Origin of the sequence: Bradyrhizobium algeriense (assembly GCF_003062295.1) — a bacterium.
Classification (GTDB): Bacteria; Pseudomonadota; Alphaproteobacteria; order Rhizobiales; family Xanthobacteraceae; genus Bradyrhizobium; species Bradyrhizobium algeriense.
Genome location: NZ_PYCN01000002.1, coordinates 675,401 through 694,086 on the forward strand (window position 1 = coordinate 675,401; position 18,686 = coordinate 694,086).

The window sequence follows — 18,686 nt, forward strand, 5'->3', positions numbered from 1 at the left end:
CCGCTGTGAACAAACGTTTGGCAGGCAAGACCGTTCCTGCACCCGGAACGGTTTTGCGCTCCGCAACTGCTCGGGAAATCCAGTCTAGCGGCGGTCCTGGCTGGAAGGGCCGTCTTCCCCGGCCACCGGCTCGATGTAGGTGCTGTGCAACGAGGTTGCCGACCTGAAGCCGTCGAACATCACGCGGACCGTGCTGCGATAGCGGCCCATGCCGATGACGACCCCTTCCCTGCCGGCGAGATTTGGGCATCGCGCCGCGCCGAGTGCGGTCATCCTGATGCGGGTCCGTGGAGACAGCCCGGGCCGTTCTCCGGGCGGTTCTGCAGGCGATCGCGACGAACCGAGAGCCATTGCGGGACTCATCTATTCACCCGGCGATGAAAAGCGTTCGGCGTCGAAGGCTTGGCGGGAAATCCACCAACGCACCATGCGATTGACGAACGCCGGCGGCGTCCTTGCCGGGCGCACCTCCAGAACACCGATGCCTGTCGTTTCCGTTCATCGTGACCATCGTGCCCGCTCCTTCCCCGCCATGGCCGGCAGGGCCGTGCCGGCAAACCCGCGTCACGCCGAGACCGAGTGTTCGCTGGCGGTCTGCCGGTCCGGCGTGGGCCGCCAATCGCGCCACTTCCGGACCGACGGGGCGCTCGCCGGTTCGATCGCGGCCAGCACCGCGGCGTTGACTTCGGCCATCCGCCCGAGCTTGGCCATGCACCTGGCAACCGCGACGAAACCATCCGGCTGATCCGGTTGCAGCCGCATGAATTCGAGGTGCTGGCGCAATGCTTCCTCGTGCTGACCGAGGCTTTCGCAGACCTGGCCCAGACATTGCCACGCCTTGGCGGCGTCGGGCCGAACCGTCGTGAGAATCCGGAACTGCCGTTTGGCCGCGGCAAAGTCACCCTTCGCCGCCAGCAATTGGCCGAGCCGGTGCAACGCGTCGGCGTGCTTCGGCTGAACCTCCAGGATCCGCCGGTAGCCGATTTCCGCGTCAGTCGACTTTCCCTTCCGGTGCAGTTCGGTCGCCAGTTGCAGGACCTCGGGAATACTGCGGGGGTCGATCCCGCCGCCTAGATTCCTGCCGTTCCTGGTCTCCAGAACGGTGCAGCGGATCTTGCGCTCCGCGCAGCCGAACGAATATTTGTATGGCTCGTTTCCGCGCAGAAAGTCGTATTCGGAAAAGCCGTTCGCGATCGCGTGGCGAATGCTGAAGGCGTGCAGGATCACTCCTGACGGCGGCCCGTCGAACGTCTCGTCACGTCCGGTCATGTAGAACAAAAACGCCCGCCTGCGCGGATCCACCAGCGTGGCCAGCGCCGCGACGGGCCGGTCGCGATGCCAGAAAGTCGGCAGGTACAGCATGCCGGATTGAAAACTGCGCGTCAGCATGGCGCCGTTCGAGGCGACCAGGCTTTCGATCCTGTCACCCTTGCGAGGGCGCCATTTCGTCTCCCAGAAGCCCAGCAAGGTCTTGAGGTCCTGCGCGAACGTCTCGGGCGTCGAAACGGTTATTCGATATTCGCCGGGCGTATCGACCTGCTTGAGGAGGCGCCGGATTTTTTGCCTGGTATTGGCGCTCAGCGATTCCAGATAGCTATTCCAGTCCTTGGGTAGCGTGAGATACGGGCAGAGACTGTTATCGATACCGTCGACCTTGTTGACCCTGCCGACCTCCGTATAGTTGAAACTGGCTTTCGGAAAGCAGGCCAGAAGCAACCGCGAGCGCCGCTCCGACATCCGCACATTTTCAAGATTGAGGCGCGCCCAATTCATCTGCCTGATGCAGCGGGCAAAGGCTGGAATGACCTTGTTCTCCGCCTCGGGTCTGCAAATGATGCCAGTGTAGTCGGCTGCAAAATTGCCGGCCATCCTCAGGTCGCTGATGACGTCTGATTTCTCGATCCTGTTCTGCAGCCGCAAGGGAAGGAACGCAACATAAGGCAGATCGGCGGACTCTCCGGCTTTTGCCGCCAGGATGAACCACGGCCGCTGGAGGTGGGACAGCCAGCCGTTGAGCCATTGCCACGACAGGAATATCTGCGCTTCGTCGTCCGCGTCGTAGACGCCGTTCCAGTTGTCCTCGAGCTTGGCCAGGGACGGCAGGGTTTCGATGATGTCGATATGCACGGCGGACGCCTTTCCAAAGCTGCGTGTTGACTGCTCATTGATCGTCTAGCGCTCTCGGAATGCGCGCATCATGCTGTCGTGGATCGGCCTGACGATGTACTGGAAGAACGTCCGCTCCGACGTCTTGATGTAGACCTCGGCCGGCATGCCGGGCGTCGGGCTGAAGTTCGGCACATTCCTGCTCTCCTCGCTGTTGAGCTTGACGCGCACGATATAGATGTCGGTCGGTCCCACCTGCTGGGACTTCTTTTCGTCCGCCAGCGTATCGGCCGAGAGATAGATGACGTCGCCGGAAACCATCGGCGTAATGCGCTGATTCAGCGCCGTCAGCCTCACCATCGCTATCTGTCCGTGCTTCACGCTGTCGATATCCTGCGGCCGCAACCGCGCCTCGATGATCAGCTCGTCCTTGAGCGGCAGCAACTCCATGATGTTCTTGCCGGCCTCGACCACCCCGCCCCGCGTATGATAGCGCAGCTTCACCACCACGCCGCTCACCGGCGCCGTGACGCGGACCCGATCGAGGATGCCCTTGGCGCTCAGCATCCGCTCGCGGACGTCGGCCAGTTCGCCGCGGATCTCGTGCATCTGTTCGACCGCGGTCTTGATCGCGGTCTTGCGCACGCCATTGATCTGCTCGACCGCGCGGGCGATGCGTTCCTTGGCATCGCCGATGTCGCCCATGATGCGGCCGACCTCGCCTTCCAGATTGGCCTTCTGCCGCTGCAGCACCATGAGTTCCGGCTTGCGCACCAGCCCGGCTTGCACCAGCTTGTCCTTGGTCACGATTTCCTCGTCGAGCAGAACGATCTGACGGTGGGCCGCATCGAGCTGCACCCGCGATCCCCGGATTCGCTCCTCCAGCGCGTTGATGCTCTCCTGGATGCTCTTGACGTCGCTGTTGAGGTTGTTGCGGCGCGCCGTGAATGTCATCTGCTGGCTGTCGACGATTTCCCTCGCCTCGGGCGAGCTGGGCAGCCATTGGACGATCTCGGGCGGCAAGGTGATCTCTTTTTCCTCCTTCATCTCGGCCTGCAGCCTCGCATCGATGGCCGTCAGGCGGATGCGCCGCAGGAACAGCCGCTGCAGCTCCGCGCGCGCCGCGGTGTCGTCGAGTTCGAGCAGCATTTGTCCGGCTTCCACCGTGTCGCCTTCGCGAACGTAGATTTCGCGGATCATTCCGCCCTCGAGATGCTGGACGATCTTGTTCTGTCCGGTAACGACGAACACGCCCGAGGCGACCACGGCGCCGGCGATCGGCGCCATGTTGCCCCAGACGCCGAAGCCCATCAGCACCACCGCCATGATCAGCGCACCGGCAACGGTTGGCAGCTTGGTCGATCGCGGCAGCGAATCGTACCAGGTGCCTTCCGATTCCGCGGTGCGGACCGCAATTTTCCTGTTGGCCATCGCGTAACCTCGTTGCTGTCAAACCGGGCCGGCGCCTTCGATCAATTCAACGAAGGCGGATCGCCCGGCCCTGTCGGGACATTGTTCGGCTTGCGTCCGGTGATCATCGGAATGATCTCGTCGCGGCCGCCGAAAGCCTGCACCGAGCCCTGATGCAGGATCATGATCTTGTCGACGCTCATCAGCAGTGCCGCGCGCTGGGTGATCGTCACCACCGTGATCTGTTTTTCCTTGGCGCGCACCAACGCCTTGGCCAGTGCCCGCTCGCCGTTGGCGTCCAGATTCGAATTCGGCTCATCGAGCACGATCAGGCGCGGGTTGCCGTAGAATGCGCGCGCCAGCCCGATCCGCTGCCGCTGGCCGCCCGACAGCGGGCTGCCGTCCATGCCGACGATGGTCTCGTAGCCCTGGGCAAAACTCGAAATCATCTCATGCACGTCGGCGGTCTCGGCGGCGTCGAACACGTCCTCATCACGTGCGTCGTCGCGCATGCGGCCGATGTTGGCCTTGATGGATGCCGGGAACAGTTGCACGTCCTGCGGCAGGTAGCCGACGCTCTCGCCGAACTGGCGCGGATCCCAGTTGCGCAGGTCCATCATGTCGAGCCTGACGCTGCCGGCGGTCGGGATGATGGATCCGACCAGCATGCGGGCCAGCATGGTTTTCCCGGTGCCGGAATCTCCCACAATGGCGAGCGATTCCCCGGGCTTCAATTGAAAGCTGATTCCGTTCAGGATCACCTTCTTGTTCGGCGGCGGCACGTAGAGAATGCGCTCGACATTGAGATAGCCGGCCGGACGCGGCAGGCGGAGCCGCTCCAGGTTGAGCGGCGAGTTCAGCAACAGCGACTTGATGCGGGCATAGGCCGAACGCGCCTGCACGAAGCTACGCCAGCCTTCGATGGTGCCCTCCAGCGGCGCCAGCGCGCGGCTCGCCACGATCGAGGCGGCGATGACCATGCCGCTGGTGATCTGAGCGTCCAGCGCCAGCCATGCGCCCCAACCCAGGATGGCGATTTGGGTGCACAGCCGCAGGAACTTCGACACCCCCGTCATCAGGATGTTGCGATCCTGTCCGATCACCTGGGCCTTCAAGGACTCCACGGTCTCGCGGCCCCATACCTGGACGCCTTCCGGAATCATGCCCATCGCATTGATGACCTGGGCATTGCGGGCCATCGACTCCGCCGTCAGGTTTGCCCTGGCGCCGTAATTGTTGGCCTGGTTGAACGGGACCGCGGTGACGCGCTGGTTCAACAGCGCCACGATGACCAGCGCAACTCCCGAGCCCAGCACGATGAATCCGAGATGCGGATGGATCAGGAACACCACGGCGAAATAGACCGGCGCCATCGGCGTATCGAACATCGTCAGCAATACCGGACCGGTAATGAACGCGCGGAGATGCTGCAGGTCGGCCAGCGTCTGGAATTCGCGACTGGATCCGCTCTGCGCGGATTTGGCGGCGGCGCTCAGCACGGGTCCGCCCAATTTGGCTTCGGTTTCGACCGCAACCCGCATCAGGATGAGGCGCCGCATCATGTCCATCAGCACATGCGCCGCGATCGCGATGATCACGATGATGGTCAGCATCACCAGCGTGTCCGTGCTGCGGCTGGTCAGCACGCGATCGGACATGTTGAACAGGTAGATCGGGATGGCGAGCACCAGCAGGTTGACCGCAACCGAGAAAAATCCCACGGTCACCAGGTTGCGGCGGGCGTTCGCCAGACCGCTGCCGAGCACGTCCCTGAATTCATTGTCGCTGGAACGCTTATGCATCGGTGGGGAGTTACCGCCACCACCTCCTCCACCACCGTTGCCGCCTGAAGAGCCGCTGCCGTCCTTGTCGCCTCCGGTGCGCAGCGGCGGGGCTGGAACCGCTTGCTCGATCACGACGGTGGATCCCGGCGGCGGGCTCTTGGCTTCCGTCTTGGCTTCCGTCTTGGCTTCCGTTTTGGCTTGAGTCTTGGCCTCCGTCCTGGCTTCTTCCCGCGGAGATGGCTTGACCGACGGCAGCTCGACGATCTTGGCCCCGGCCCGGGCATCGTTCTCATCGGCAAATTTGACGGGCGGATCTTCAGCCGGATCTTCGGCGCGCGAAGGCAGCGCATCAAACCACGGACGAAGCGGAATTATCTTCGCCGTGTTCGACGTTGCTTCGTCATGCTGAATTAGGCGTCCGCTCGCGGCGCTGCCTGGACGATTATCCCAGCCCCACATTTGAAAACTCTCCTGCAATTGCAATAAACAAAACAACCGCCCTTGCCGCTAGTGCAGCATGCTTGCCATCGGGTCTGACTGAACCGAATTGGCAATCGCTGATGGCGGCGGGCTCGCCGTGTCCTGGGGGTGGTCATCGACGAAAGCAATGAGTTCAGTCACCAGCGCGTGGGTATCGCCGTTGACGGCGCTGTCCGAAGCTGTCGGCACCAGATCGGCCTGCACCAAAATGGAATCGGTGTAGATCTGGCCCCCGACGTAAGTTGCATCAGGATTGACGTCCACGATCGCAGCGTCGTTGACCAGTTCGTTGCCGCCTGTGGTGACAGACTGCGTCACGGCTCCGTCCGGATCAAGCGCCAGCAGATCGGCCACGGGCTGGTTCTGGAGCTGATACATCACGTCGACGTCGGAGGTGATGTTGGTCTGCCAAGCCGCGTTGATGTCGTAATAGTCTCCGGTGATGTAGAGCACTTTCAGCGGGCCACCATGACCGATAAGGGCGCCGGCCAGTTCGGGATCGAGCGATGTCATGCCGGCGTCAAGCAGGCTTTGGATCAGCTCGAGGTTCCCGGGCAGTCCATCGAAAGTATCGCCGCCATAATTCGCAATCGTGGCGTCGTTCAACAGGTTGTTGTTGTCTGAACTCGCTGATTGAGACGGATCGGCTCCGTCGGCCGCCATCTTGATCTTGTCATTGTCCAACAGGATGTTGTTTTGAAAGATCACATTCAGGCCGTGATAGCTGCCCTTGATGATGATCAGGTCGTATTCAACGCTGCCGTCGATAATCTGGGCCAGATTACCCTGGGTATTGTAACCACTGACGAGGTTATAATGGCTGCTGCTGCTGACCTGTGTTGCTACATCGTTATCGGAGAGAAGGTTGACCTGCGCGACTGCATGAACGCTGTAGAAGTCGCCGTCGACCACGTCGACGATCCAGTTCGGGCCGGCAAATTGGGCCGAGAAGCCGGTGTAGATGCTGGGATTCTGGACAAAATCGGCGATATTGGTCGCGACGTCCTGATCGCTGGTAGATGATGGCTCGCGGTCCCCACCCGATATGCGGACCCGATCATCGTCCATAATGGTGTTGGTCTGGAAGATGGCATCGGTCTTGAAGTAATCTCCCATCACCACCATGGTGCGGGCGGATTCGCCGATATCGACGATCAGTGCCGCGTTGATGCTGAAGTTATTGCCCAACGAAGCCCACTGGCCGATACCATGCCCGGTGTCGGGCAGTTCCGGCGCCTCGGCCGGCGGCGTCTCTTCCGACGGCCGCTCCTGCAGCTCGCCGTTGACATAGTAGCCAGGGGTCACCGAGTGTGCATCCGGCGTGCCCCCACGGTCGGCCCAGTCGGCATCGTGAGTGCTCAGGAAATCCGTAGCGCCGCCATCGGTCTGCGGCATCTGCCAGTTGACAGGAATTGCGGCGTTCGCATCGGCCGCCAACTCCTCGATAATGGTCATCGCATCGCTGTTGAGGCGTTCGATCAGAGGCGCAACTACGGCCAGGGCATCCGCCGGCAGATTGACGTCGTCATCATGCATGAAGTTGTATTGATGAGCCGTCAGTTGGGTCTCCGGGCCACCATCCTGGTATTTTACTGTGACGTGATGTTCGACGCTGCCTCCTCCACCACCGCCGCCCGGCGGTTTCAGCAGCGGCACGTTCGGCGCCGGCGAACGCGGAAAGAAATCTGAATCGTCGTCCTCGGGATTCCGAAGCAGCTTGAGCGGGCGGCCTCGGACGAAATGGATCGGATCGTCCGGCATCAGCTCCGGCACCGGGCCGGCCGCGGCCTCCATATCTTCAGGCACGACGCGATAATCGTAATTCGGCCGCAGCGTGGTGTAATCGCCGGGAGGACGGGGCGCGAGACTCTCGTCATACTGGACGCGGTCGCGGGCGATATCGTGGAAGATCTGCAGATATCCTGCGAAGTGCGAAATTATTTCAACGAAGCTCGCTGACGCCATGGGAACCTCCCCGTCGCCGTAGACTATGAAGCCGCGGTACGGTCCTCAGTCCTTCGGCAACTGCAGCGACGAAATGAATGAATGAAAAAAGACCCGCGCGGCTGGCGCCGCGCGGATCGAACGCTAAAACTAGCCTATGTCGTTATCAGTCAGATTGTCACCCGCAGCCTGAATGGTGATGCTGTTGAACTGGATGTTCGCACCCTGCGTGATGTTCTGATCGAAGGCAGACTGGTTGAGAACTGCATCGGCGCTGGACGCGACGTTTGCACGATCGCCAATATCGCCGGCGTCGATCCTGGACGTCCCGCCCTCGATCTTGGCGTCCATGCTGAAGCTGGCACCCGGCTCACACCACGATCCACCGTTGCCGCCATAGTAGGTGGCAGACGAGCTGTTGCTGTCTTGATCGACCAGGTTGTTGACCTGATCAATATTGAACTGGTTGCCGTCGTTCATCTTCTGGTCGACCACGTCGGGCATGACAATAGACCCGGCCGTAGTGAAGTTGTAGAGATCGATGACCGGGCTGCTCAGCCCGCTCGTGTCCACGTCGACATCCACATCGACATCAACGTCCACCTTGCTCTCGACGGTGTTTTCGATCTTGTTTTCGATGTCGTTGTCGATCTTGTTGTCGACCGTGTTGTCGAGATCGTTATCTACCTTGTTGTCGAGCTTGTTGTCGACGGTATTTTCGTTCTTGTTCTCATTCTCATTCTTGTTGTCATTGTCGTTCTCGTTGTCGTTCTCGTTCTCGTTCTCGCTCTTGGAATCCAGCGACTGAACGGCGAACTGCAACTGGCCCTGACCCTGACCTTGGCCCTGACCTTGACCCTGGAGCTGAGCCTGGAGATTGGCCTGCGCCTGCAACTGGTCTTGCTTCTGGTCCTGGTCTTGATCCTGGTCCTGGTTGTTCTTGGGGTCGTACTTCTTCTTTGGGCTACCCATGACGGGCTCCTGAGGTTGGAGCATCGCGGGCGGAACGAGATCGCTGATCTTCTGAGTCTGCGGTCTTCGAAGCGCGGCGGTGCTCTTTGCGTCGGTCCTTCCGACTGCCGGCACCTCGCCTTATTGCGGGTGTCAGCAATGTCAGTTTGCCGACACATCTTCGCAAACAACATGCACGCATTAGATGCAGCGCTGTATCTTGCGATATCAACCATCGACGCCGTTGTTGCTTCGACAGAGTCAGTTTTTGAGTGAACAGAAGCGGGACGAGGCAGGATTGCTCGTCATGCGCGGCCTGTTTCAAGCCGCATCAACGGACACGCTTTGTGGCCGCGCGCCGCAGACATGCGCTTCAAGGCGTGGCAGCAGATCCCAGATCTCGCGGTTGATTTTCGTCATCTCGTGGGTCGTCCGCAGCATCTCCTGCAGACGGCCTTCGTCCAGCGCCTTTATCTCTCCGAACCTCAGGCTCGACCTTGTTTCCATCAATCGCATCGACTGTGTATGGGTGATGGCGCCCGAGGAATCGAAGATGAACATGCAGTGATTCAATTCATTGCGGACCTTGGTGGACTCCGAGAACCGTTCGATGAGCGCCGTCAGATTTTTCGACAGGACCTTGTCGCTAACCCTGATCTTGGCCAGCCGCTGGATCAGATCGAGTCTCGCGCGGGTCGTGTTCAAAGTCGCGAACACCACCGCGGCGGAAGCCTCGTCGGTGCGCAGCAAAATCATCAGCACGTAGATGAAAAGGCTTTCGTTGTTCGACCAGCTGCAGATCAGGTTTCCCATCAGGGCGAGAACGAATGTACGGCGGTCTGCCGAGGCTGGCGCGGCCGCGGCGAGCATGTCGAAGTCCGGCTTTGGAGGCAGTTTGCTGACAAACATGGCAATGGGTCCGCGGATGCAGGCCGACATATTCGCTCATTTGATCGTAACGGCTTCGTCGCCAAGGCAGTACATATCGAAAGATATAGTAGCAGAGGTTGGGTCTGCATTCTCATACAACCATTATACTCAAAAATGTCGCCTTCCCGCTGCGATCTTGCTGCAGTTCCCTTTTTTCCGACGACTTCTTGTCACACTCGGGCTCCACTTGGCATTCCGTTGGAACAAGCGTAAACTTTTATGCACAATTAAGATGCTAAGTGATCTGCTTCACAGCGGTCCAGAAGGGGCGGAAGCACTCTATCGATAGTCATAGGATGTAATCATCGATAGTCATTGGACGTAATTAATATAGGGGCGCGTTATGTCGGTCCCGTTCAAGAAGACGGTTTTCCTTGTCGACGCGATGGCCTTCAGACGAGCTCGCGCAGAGAGCTTCCTAAACCCGTGGGCACGGAACGAAAGCGTCGAACTGATTTCGCTCGATCCTGACGAAGCCCACACGAGACTCGTCGAGCGCGCCGTATGCGACATGCTGATTTACAGCGTCGGCGCGCCCTCTCCCCACGAGGTCTTCACCGAGATACAGGTATTGCATACGCTTCGCCGTGACGCGGCGCTCGCGATCGTCTCCGACGACGAAAACCCCGCCACCGTCCTCGCTGCGATGCGTTGCGGGGCTCAGGGTTACTTCAGCAATTCCATGGCGCCCGAACTTGCGTTGCAGGCCCTTTCGTTCGTCCTCCACGGCGGCACTTATTTTCCGCCGACCGCCATCCTGGCCAGCCAGACCTTCAGCACACCGACGCCCATCGAATACAGGCTGCCTGAACTTTCCCAGGAGCAATCGCTTCCGGGGCCTGAACAACAGACGCAGGCGCCGCCTCTCGGACCGGGGGACGGCCTTTACGAGCCGCAAGTCCCCCTTTTCGACGACAGGGTACCTAGCGTGCCGCGCCATAGCTTCAACGGCGTACGGCCCGCGCCCGAGTTTACCGAGCGGCAGTACGCCGTTCTGGTTTGCCTCTGCCAGGGCGACCCCAACAAGGTCATCGGTCGCAAGCTCGGCATGACCGAAACAACCGTGAAAGTCCATGTCCGCGAAATCATGCGCAAGCTGGGCGTAAGCAACCGGACCCAGGTCGCGATCGCCGCGGCGCATGTCTGCTCGAACAACGCAGTCGAACTGGTTTCCGCGGATTTATCCATGGCGGTCAAGCCGTCGATCTCTCACTAGCGATGAATTTTCGGCACCGCGTCCCAAGTGCCATTGCGCCATCCTTGCGGAAATGAATCAGTACCCAATCGGTTCTACAATGCGCGCGTTGGAGAAGACACAGGGTTCATTGGTACTAATCCTTCCGACATAGCGATTCACGAAAGAACGAGTACCGCGGAGGCTTTCGCACCCCCCTCGTTCTCCGGTCCTCCGCTCCAGCCGGGATTCGCGGCAGGGACACGCTTCTGAAGGAAAAGCCGGGCCCCGGGCGGCCCTTTCCCGCGGCCGATGGCGCGCTCGATCGGCCCCGCGAGGATGCGCCGGGCGGCGCGCGGCGGCTATCGCGCCGGCCATGACCGGATCATCGATCACATGATGATGGACGGGCTGGAAGACGCCTACGAGACCGGCCGCTCGATGGGCGATTTCGGCGAGGCCACCGCCGAGGCCTATCAGTTCACCCGCAAGGACCAGGATACCTATGCGATGGAGACGCTGACCCTCGCCCGCAAGGCGGTCGAGGGTGGCGCGTTCAGGGCCGAGATCGCGCCAGTCACGCTCACCGAAGGCCGGCCCGCGCGTCGTCGCCAATGCCGATGGCGCCGCGGCGCTCATTCTGGCCAGGCGTTCGCTCGCCGATCGCGACGGCCTGCCGGTGCTCGCCGAGATCAAGGGCCACGCCACCCACAGCCAGGAGCCGCAGTGGTTCACCACCGCGCCGATCCCGGCCATCCGCAAGCTGCTCGACAAGGTCGGCTGGGCTGTCTCCGACGTCGACCTGTTCGAGATCAACGAAGCGTTCGCAGTGGTGGCGATGGCGGCGCAGAAGGATCTCGGCATCGCCAGAGAAAAACTCAACGTCAATGGCGGCGCCTGCGCACTCGGCCATCCGATCGGCGCCACCGGCGCGCGATTGATCGTGACGCTGCTGCATGCGCTGGAAGCGCGGAACCTGAGACGCGGCGTCGCCGCTTTGTGCATCGGCGGCGGCGAAGCTACCGCCATCGCGGTCGAGCGCGCCGTTCGCTGACCGGGCGACTGAACGACATGCGGGCGGCATGAACGGTGTCGCTCGGCGCCAGGGCCACAGAAAAAATGGCCGCGGCGTCTCCGTGCTAGGCTCTCTTCGGGTGCAAGGTCAAAACCGAGCGCATCTCGGCCTGTACACGCATTGCCTCCTCGATGGCGGCCACCAGCGCCGTCTGGTCGAACGGTTTGGAAATGCGAGGCAGGTGAGGCTCCGTTGAGCCTGGAAGCTCGGCATATCCCGTGCAGAGCACTACGGGCGTGCCGGGACGCTCGGCGGCCACGGCCTCGGCCAGCTGAAGCCCGTTCATTCCCGGCATGGCGTAATCGGTCACCACGATGTCGATCTTCGGCATTCGGGGCAGCAGCCGGACTGCCTCCTCGCCAGAGCGCGCTTCGATCACGGCGTGGCCGAGATCATCGAGCATCGCAGCGATGCTGTCGAGAACAAGAAGGTCATCATCGACGACCAACACGGAGATGGGTCGACTGCCGCGGGATGCGGAGCGCGGCGGCTCAGCCGCATGTGGCACCGGCACCTTTTCGTCCTGACAGGCGGGCAGCCAGATCTCGGCCGTGGTCCCTTCGCCGATGTGGCTCTTCAGCAGCAGCACGCCTCCGGACTGTTCGGCTAACCCTTTTACCATCGAGAGGCCGAGACCGGTTCCCTTGCCAATACCCTTGGTCGTAAAGAACGGCTCCTGCGCATGCTTCAGCGTCTTCTCGTCCATGCCGCATCCGGTGTCGCTCACCGCGAGCGCGACGTATCGTCCCTCCGCAAGGCCGTCGATGGCATGCTCTTCGCGTGCGGAGATGCTGATCACCCCGCCGCCCGCCCTTATCGAATCCCGCGCATTGACGGCGAGGTTGAGGATCGCGAGCTCCAGCTGGTTGGCATCGACCTTCACATTTGCGAGTTCGATCGGAAAACGGGTCTCGACCCGGATGCCCGGATCAAACTTCAAGAGAGCTGCCATTCCGCGCACCAGTTCCGGGACATCCACGACGACGGGCTTGAGGTCCTGCTTGCGCGCGAATGCAAGCATGCGCTGGGTCAGCGAGGCCCCCCGGAGGGCACCCTGGATCGCGTTGTCGAGGAGCCGGTGAATCCTGGGATCTTCGGGCTGGAGGCGCTTCTTCGCGAGTTCGAGGCTGCCCAGGATCACGGCGAGCAGGTTGTTGAAGTCGTGGGCCACGCCGCCGGTAAGCTGTCCGACAGTCTCCATCTTCTGCGATATCACGAGCGCGTCGCGCGTGCGCTCCAGCGCTTCCTGGGCTCGGCGGCGTTCCGTCACGTCCCGAACGATCTTGGCGAAGCCTATGGGCTCGCCCCGCTCGTTTCGCACCACGCGTATAGTCGTCTCGGCCCAGAAGCGGCTGCCGTCCTTGCGAACGCGCCAGCCTTCGCCTGTCGACTTGCCTTCCCGTTTTGCCTCCAGAAGCATGGCATCCGGAATTCCGGAATAGCGCTCCTCGTCCGTGTGAAGGATGGCGTAGTGCGTCCCGACGATCTCGTCGCTGTAGCCGATCAGCCGGCGCGCGCCGAGATTCCAGTTCGCCACCCGTCCCTCGGGGTCGAGCATGAAGATGGCGTGATCGGCCACACCCTCCACCAGCAGCCGGAATCTCTCCTCGCTTCGCCTGAGCGCCTCGGCTTCGCGACCAGCTCGTTCTGCCGAGAACCGGTCGTACACGGCCGCAGCAAGCCCCATGACAAGGACGACAATCGTCGTGCCGGCGATCAGGAACGCGAGGGGCGCTTGTCCCACCGCGCCGGGTGCTGCGCGGCCAAGGACGGCATCCGCGGGAACGAAGGAAGAGCCCTGCATGGCTGCGTAGTGCATCCCGGAAATCGCTACGCCCATGACGGCGCCCGCCAATATGCGCTCGAGCACGCTCGTCATGTGAAAAGCAAGGCGCAGCGCTATGATGGACGCTCCGATCGCAATGGCGATGGAAAGCACGACCCAGACGGGATCGTAGTGGATCGAAGCCGCCATCTCCATCGCGCTCATGCCGGTGTAGTGCATGCCGGAAATCGCGAGCCCCATTGCAATGCCGGAAACGACGAGCGCGTTCGACCGCCGACTTACGACGACAAACGCGGCTGCCGCGACCAGGATGGGAATGGCAAGCGAGAGGAGCGTGAGGAGCGGATCGTAGGAAATATCCACGCCGGGCAGGCTGAAGGCCAGCATGGCCACGAAATGCATGGACCAGATGCCGCCGCCCATCGCGACTGCCGCAGCCCCGAGCCAGCCCAGGCTGGCGGAACCTGAAGCGGCCCGCATGCGAGTCGCGAGGTCCAGTGCCGTATAGGAAGAAAGCGCGGCGATCAGGACCGACAGCGCGACGAGAACGGGGTCATGGGAGCCTGGATGGTGATGCATTCCGTTCGACGACGCAGTGAAGACATCTGAATAGCACCGTTTTTCCAACAGTGCATTGTTCCGGTGCCGAATAGTTGAAGGCCAGGTTCGACGAAAAGCCTGGCCGGGCCGGGAGGGATCGAACCTCCGAATGGCGAAATCAAAATCCGCTAGGTTATTCAACGGCTTCAATGGGCATTAAGAAAGCGGCCGGCGCGAACGGTAGCGCTTGCCGCTCTCTTGCCGGCCGGCCGCCTCTCACGCCGGGAGGAGAGCAGGTCTCAAATTCCTGGTGGCAGCGCGCCTGACCTTTTCAAAGGCCAGCGTTTCGATTTGCCGCACGCGCTCGCCGGAAATGGACAGCTCGCGTCCGAGATCCTCCAGGCTCGGCGGATCCTCGCTGAGCCGCCGCGCCTCGAACACACGCCGCTCCCGCGCAGTCAGCACATCAAGGGCCGAACGCAGCGCTTTCGCCTTTTGCGCGCTTTCGTCCTGCTCGGCAACGATCGCCTCGGCGTTCGGCGAATGATCGACCAGCATAGCCTCCCATTCGGTCGGTCCGTCATCGCTGACCGGCGCATTCAGGGAGACGTCCCCCGTCAGACGGCTGCTCATCTCGATCACTTCGCGAAGCGGGACCACGAGCTCACGCGCGACGGCCTCGGCCACCTCCTGCGTCAGCCCTGCCCTGTCGCCGCCGAACTTGTTCATGGCGCGCCTGAAGCCGAAGAACAGCTTCCGCTGCGCCGCCGTCGTCCCGATCTTGACCAGCGACCGCGACCGCAGGATGTAATCGTGAATCGCGGCCTTGATCCACCACAGCGCGTAGGTGGAAAACCGGGCGCCGCGGCCGGGCTCAAAGTGCGAAGCCGCGATCACGAGGCCGAGATTGGCTTCACCGATCAGATCGGCAAGCGGAAGGTCGTATCGCTGGTAGCGGCGCGCGACCTTTGCCGCCAACCGGAGATGGCTGGTGACGAGCGCATCGGTCGCGCTGCGGTCGCGATGCTCCTGCCAGCGCCGTGCGAGCTGCTGCTCCCGCGTCGGTTCAAGCAGAACGTATCGCTTGATGAGGGAGGCGTACTCATCGACGAGCGCGCGCGATCTGCCTTCGGTCAATATCTCGCGTCTGTCCGACATTAGTGTTGTGCAGTGAGCGTTCATGGGTGGCTCCAATCCATAGGGTCCGGCAGGCAGACCCTAGGAGAAGGCACCACGATACAGCCATTAAATTGGAATTGAGGAACGTAAATTCGCTGTTAGGAATTTGCGCAACTATCGTCTTGATTTAAAAATCGCACGATTTCGTTCCGAACAAATTTGTGAAAGATCGAACGGTGAGCCGCCGCGCACGCTCGCGTGATCTCGCTTCCTACACAAACGCTTCTCAAGACGGCTCAAGATTAGTTGAGCTTCGTGAAAGGCAATTTAGTGGGGCGACGGCGCCCCCGCCCTACATCTCCATCATGCATCCGCTGTCCCGGATGCAGCTTCAAGCGAGCAGTTCGCATTCGGAAATACACGGCCCGTTACGGTGCTGTGATCGCGCTTTCGCGTCCGGCGAACTCCCGCATCGACGATATGGAGAAAGACAATGAAATCGATCAAGACAATCGCTGTCGCAGGATTGCTGTCGCTGATGGCAGCGGCGCCCGCCTTCGCTCAGGAAGCCATTCAGGAGCCGGGCGCCTTTGCATTCTCTTATCCGAATCTGGACGTCCTGAACGGCGGCGCCCCGACGCCGGCCTACAGGATGGAAGGGATGCCGCCTTCGGTGATGCAATCCTATAACGAAAGGCAAAGCGGCATGGTCAGCCCCACCGTCTGGTATCATGGCAGAGTCCACCGCGCCTCTCACGCCGAGCATGACGGCCACCCGCATGGATGACGTCGCCTTCGCAGCTCACCGATTCTATGCCTGGCCGATGGGCTCATCGGGACAAATGATCTCCACCCGGCCTCCCGGGCCGGAGTGGATGATCAGGCGAAATCCGTGCAGTTTTACGATGGCCGAAACCAGGTTGAGTCCGAGGCCTATGCCCGGCGTGCTGCGGATCTTGTCCGAGCGATAGAACCGGCGCAGCACGGCCTCATGTTCCTTGTCGCTGATCCCCGGACCCGTATCCGTCACACGCAGGATGGCTTCTCCCTCGCCGCGCAGCAGCTCCAGCTTGACGCTGCCGTTCCGGGGCGTGAACTTGATGGCATTGTCGACAAGGTTGGCAACCGCCTCCAGCAGCAGGTCTCGATCGCCGCGCACGTGAAGCGTGCCTGACGTACTCGCGCTCAGCGCGATCTGCTTGTCTTCGGCGATCGGCTCATACATGTCGCAGACCTCGCGCAGCATTTCGCCGAGCGCAACGTCGCCGAATGCGGCTGACCGGCGGCTGTTCTCGATCTCGGCCAGGCGCAGCAGCGCCGTGACGATCGACAGCGACTGGTCGATGCCGGCGATGGCCTTGTCGGCGGCCTGCTGGAGCTGCTCCAGGGTCGTCGCGTTGGTGCGGCCGCGCTCCAGCGTCAGCCGTGCGCGCGTCAGCGGCGTTCGCAGATCGTGGGCGATGTCGTTGCCGACACCGGCCAGCGCGTTGATGGTGGTCTCCAGTTCATCGAGCATACCGTTGACGATGGCAGCGAGCCGCGAGAACGGTTCATCGATATTCCGGTGCGGCAGCCGCTCGCGCAGATCTCCGGCAATGATGCGCCGAACCCGCATGTTGACCTCCTCGACGCGCTTTTGCGCGCGAACGCTCAGCCACGCGCCCGCCAGCAGCCAGAAGCAGAACGCGGGCAACAGGCCAAGCGCGAGCGCTGCTCCGACAACCCTGGAGATTTCCTGGGTCTCGTCGACGTTGCGTCCAATCACCAGGACATTGCCATCATCAAGGCTCCGCGCGACGGCCCTGACCAATGGAGCGCCGGCCTCCTTGTCATCGGCCCGCGCCATCCGCACACTCTTCACCGGCGCGCCGGTCCCGAGATCGTCCGGCAGGCGTGCGACATTGCCGGCAAGGCGACTTCCCTTTGCATCGAAGATGCCGGCGAACTGGACACCGCGGGAATCCTGCCCAAGATGATCGTCGAGCGCGCTGATCAAGCGACTGGGCGGCAGCGCGGCAAAGAAATTGACCTGCGTCGTAACCATGCGATCGGAACGCGCGATCAGGTAACCATCGATCTTGAAGTAGATGAAGCCGAACAGGATCGTGACGAAAGCCGCGAACAGGGCTGCCAGTGCGGCGGCCCAGTGAAACGTGTTCGAGCGTATGAACTGCATCTGATGCTTCGAATCCTGCCGCCCGATTACCTCGCCGGCTCCGACGACGCGGGCGCGCTCGTCAAAAACAACCCGGGAATTAACCTAGGACACCGCGCGCAGAATGAACCCCGCGCCGCGGACATTTTGAATCATCGGGGTGTCGCCCGGACCGTCGACCTTGTGCCGCACGCGGCCCATATGCACGTCGACCAGGTTGGTTGCCGGGACAAACTTGTAGTTCCAGACTTCCTCGAGCAGCATGGCCCGCGTGAGCAGCTGGTCGCTCCGCCGCATCATGTATTCGAGCAGGCGAAACTCACGCGGCAAGAGATCGATCTCGCGTTCGCCGCGTTTCGCCGTGCGCTCGATCAGGTCGAGTTCGAGCTGTCCCACCCGCAGGGTGGTTTCCCGCGTTTCCGGCGGGCGGCGCAGCAGCGCCTCTATTCGCGCGACGAGTTCGACGACCGCGAACGGCTTGGTGAGGTAGTCGTCGCCACCCATCCGCAATCCGCGCACGCGGTCATCGACCGCCCCAAGCGCGCTCAGCACCAGGACCGGCGTGCGCACCTGATCCTTCCGCAGGGACTCGATGACGGTAAGGCCGTCCATTCCCGGCAACAAGCGGTCGACGATCATGGCATCCGGCCGCAAGTCGCGCGCCTTGGCGAGACCATCCAGTCCGTTGGACGACCATTCCACATCGAAGCCGCGATCGGCCAGCTCGGCGGCGATTTCTCCAGCCGTCTCGTCGTCATCTTCTATGAGCAGAACCTTCGTCATGAGATCATTCCGACTGCCATCAAGATCCCCTCCCGCCGCATGGCACGGCTCGGTCGCAATGATACGCCGGCCGGCCGATAAAGCCATGGTGACGACGCAAGTCTCTCACGGGTTCAGGAGAGCCGGACAGCGCCGCCATCCCTTTGGGCTCCGGCGTACGCCATCCGCCCGGCCGCCATTTCCGCTGCCTCGGTACGAGCACAGCGAGCCCGCTCGAAACAGGTAACGCGCGTCGGCGCGCGGCGCCAATAAATAGCGATTTAATGAATCGACAGGCCGGCATCGTCAGGTCCTGCGGGCGATTTCGGGCCGGGCCAGGCAACAGATCGGGCCCCGCATCATTCTCACGCCGAGTTGAAAGCACGTGAAGCGATGTGCCCTTTGGACGATGGCGGGCCGGCCGCACGTCACAGGGAGAAGCCAGCCTGGCTTCCCCTCACCTATGGAGA

General features: G+C 61.8%; 13 protein-coding genes and 1 pseudogene. 3 read left to right on the top strand and 11 right to left on the bottom strand.

Annotated features, from left to right (window positions below):
• Positions 1-84: 84 nt before the first annotated feature.
• The 7 genes from C7G61_RS07235 to C7G61_RS07265 form a co-directional block, all read right to left on the bottom strand.
• Positions 85-273, bottom strand: coding sequence for a hypothetical protein (locus tag C7G61_RS07235; RefSeq protein ID WP_108513379.1), 189 nt, complete (start codon positions 271-273; stop codon positions 85-87).
• 291 nt (positions 274-564) lie between these two features.
• Entirely contained in the window at positions 565-2,127 is a 1,563-nt protein-coding gene (locus tag C7G61_RS07240; RefSeq protein ID WP_108513380.1) for a GNAT family N-acetyltransferase, read from the bottom strand.
• Positions 2,128-2,172: 45 nt separating this feature from the next.
• Positions 2,173-3,537 carry an HlyD family type I secretion periplasmic adaptor subunit gene (locus C7G61_RS07245; RefSeq protein ID WP_108513381.1) on the bottom strand — a complete coding sequence of 455 codons (1,365 nt, stop codon included), beginning with the start codon at positions 3,535-3,537 and terminating at the stop codon, positions 2,173-2,175.
• A gap of 41 nt (positions 3,538-3,578) precedes the next feature.
• On the bottom strand, positions 3,579-5,759 hold the full coding sequence (locus tag C7G61_RS07250; protein WP_108513382.1) for a type I secretion system permease/ATPase: 2,181 nt from the start codon (positions 5,757-5,759) through the stop codon (positions 3,579-3,581).
• A 48-nt stretch (positions 5,760-5,807) separates the two neighbouring features.
• Entirely contained in the window at positions 5,808-7,586 is a 1,779-nt protein-coding gene (locus C7G61_RS07255; protein ID WP_244608162.1) for a hypothetical protein, read from the bottom strand.
• Between the two features lie 288 nt (positions 7,587-7,874).
• Complete coding sequence (locus C7G61_RS07260) at positions 7,875-8,810, bottom strand: hypothetical protein (RefSeq protein WP_244608163.1); 936 nt, start codon at positions 8,808-8,810, stop codon at positions 7,875-7,877.
• Between the two features lie 186 nt (positions 8,811-8,996).
• On the bottom strand, positions 8,997-9,584 hold the full coding sequence (locus C7G61_RS07265) for a hypothetical protein (protein WP_108513489.1): 588 nt from the start codon (positions 9,582-9,584) through the stop codon (positions 8,997-8,999).
• A gap of 364 nt (positions 9,585-9,948) precedes the next feature.
• Between C7G61_RS07265 and C7G61_RS07270 the strand changes: the two genes are divergently transcribed.
• Together C7G61_RS07270 and C7G61_RS07275 are read left to right on the top strand one after the other, a co-directional pair.
• On the top strand, positions 9,949-10,821 hold the full coding sequence (locus tag C7G61_RS07270) for a LuxR C-terminal-related transcriptional regulator (RefSeq protein WP_244608164.1): 873 nt from the start codon (positions 9,949-9,951) through the stop codon (positions 10,819-10,821).
• Positions 10,822-11,130: 309 nt separating this feature from the next.
• Positions 11,131-11,833, top strand: a pseudogene (locus tag C7G61_RS07275) (thiolase family protein); the annotation flags it as partial.
• Positions 11,834-11,918: 85 nt separating this feature from the next.
• Here the strand turns inward: C7G61_RS07275 and C7G61_RS07280 are convergent.
• The gene (locus tag C7G61_RS07280; RefSeq protein WP_244608165.1) at positions 11,919-14,390 is read right to left on the bottom strand and encodes an MHYT domain-containing protein; all 2,472 of its coding nucleotides are present in this window, start codon (positions 14,388-14,390) and stop codon (positions 11,919-11,921) included.
• A 66-nt stretch (positions 14,391-14,456) separates the two neighbouring features.
• Positions 14,457-15,362, bottom strand: coding sequence for an RNA polymerase factor sigma-32 (locus tag C7G61_RS07285; RefSeq protein ID WP_108513385.1), 906 nt, complete (start codon positions 15,360-15,362; stop codon positions 14,457-14,459).
• Between the two features lie 430 nt (positions 15,363-15,792).
• Between C7G61_RS07285 and C7G61_RS07290 the strand changes: the two genes are divergently transcribed.
• Positions 15,793-16,086, top strand: a complete 294-nt coding sequence (locus C7G61_RS07290) for a hypothetical protein (RefSeq protein WP_108513386.1) — start codon at positions 15,793-15,795, stop codon at positions 16,084-16,086.
• A gap of 24 nt (positions 16,087-16,110) precedes the next feature.
• On the opposite strand, the gene C7G61_RS07295 is transcribed toward C7G61_RS07290, so the two are convergent.
• Together C7G61_RS07295 and C7G61_RS07300 are read right to left on the bottom strand one after the other, a co-directional pair.
• The gene (locus C7G61_RS07295) at positions 16,111-17,475 is read right to left on the bottom strand and encodes a sensor histidine kinase (RefSeq protein ID WP_108513387.1); all 1,365 of its coding nucleotides are present in this window, start codon (positions 17,473-17,475) and stop codon (positions 16,111-16,113) included.
• 84 nt (positions 17,476-17,559) lie between these two features.
• Complete coding sequence (locus tag C7G61_RS07300; protein ID WP_108513388.1) at positions 17,560-18,237, bottom strand: response regulator transcription factor; 678 nt, start codon at positions 18,235-18,237, stop codon at positions 17,560-17,562.
• Positions 18,238-18,686: the final 449 nt, after the last annotated feature.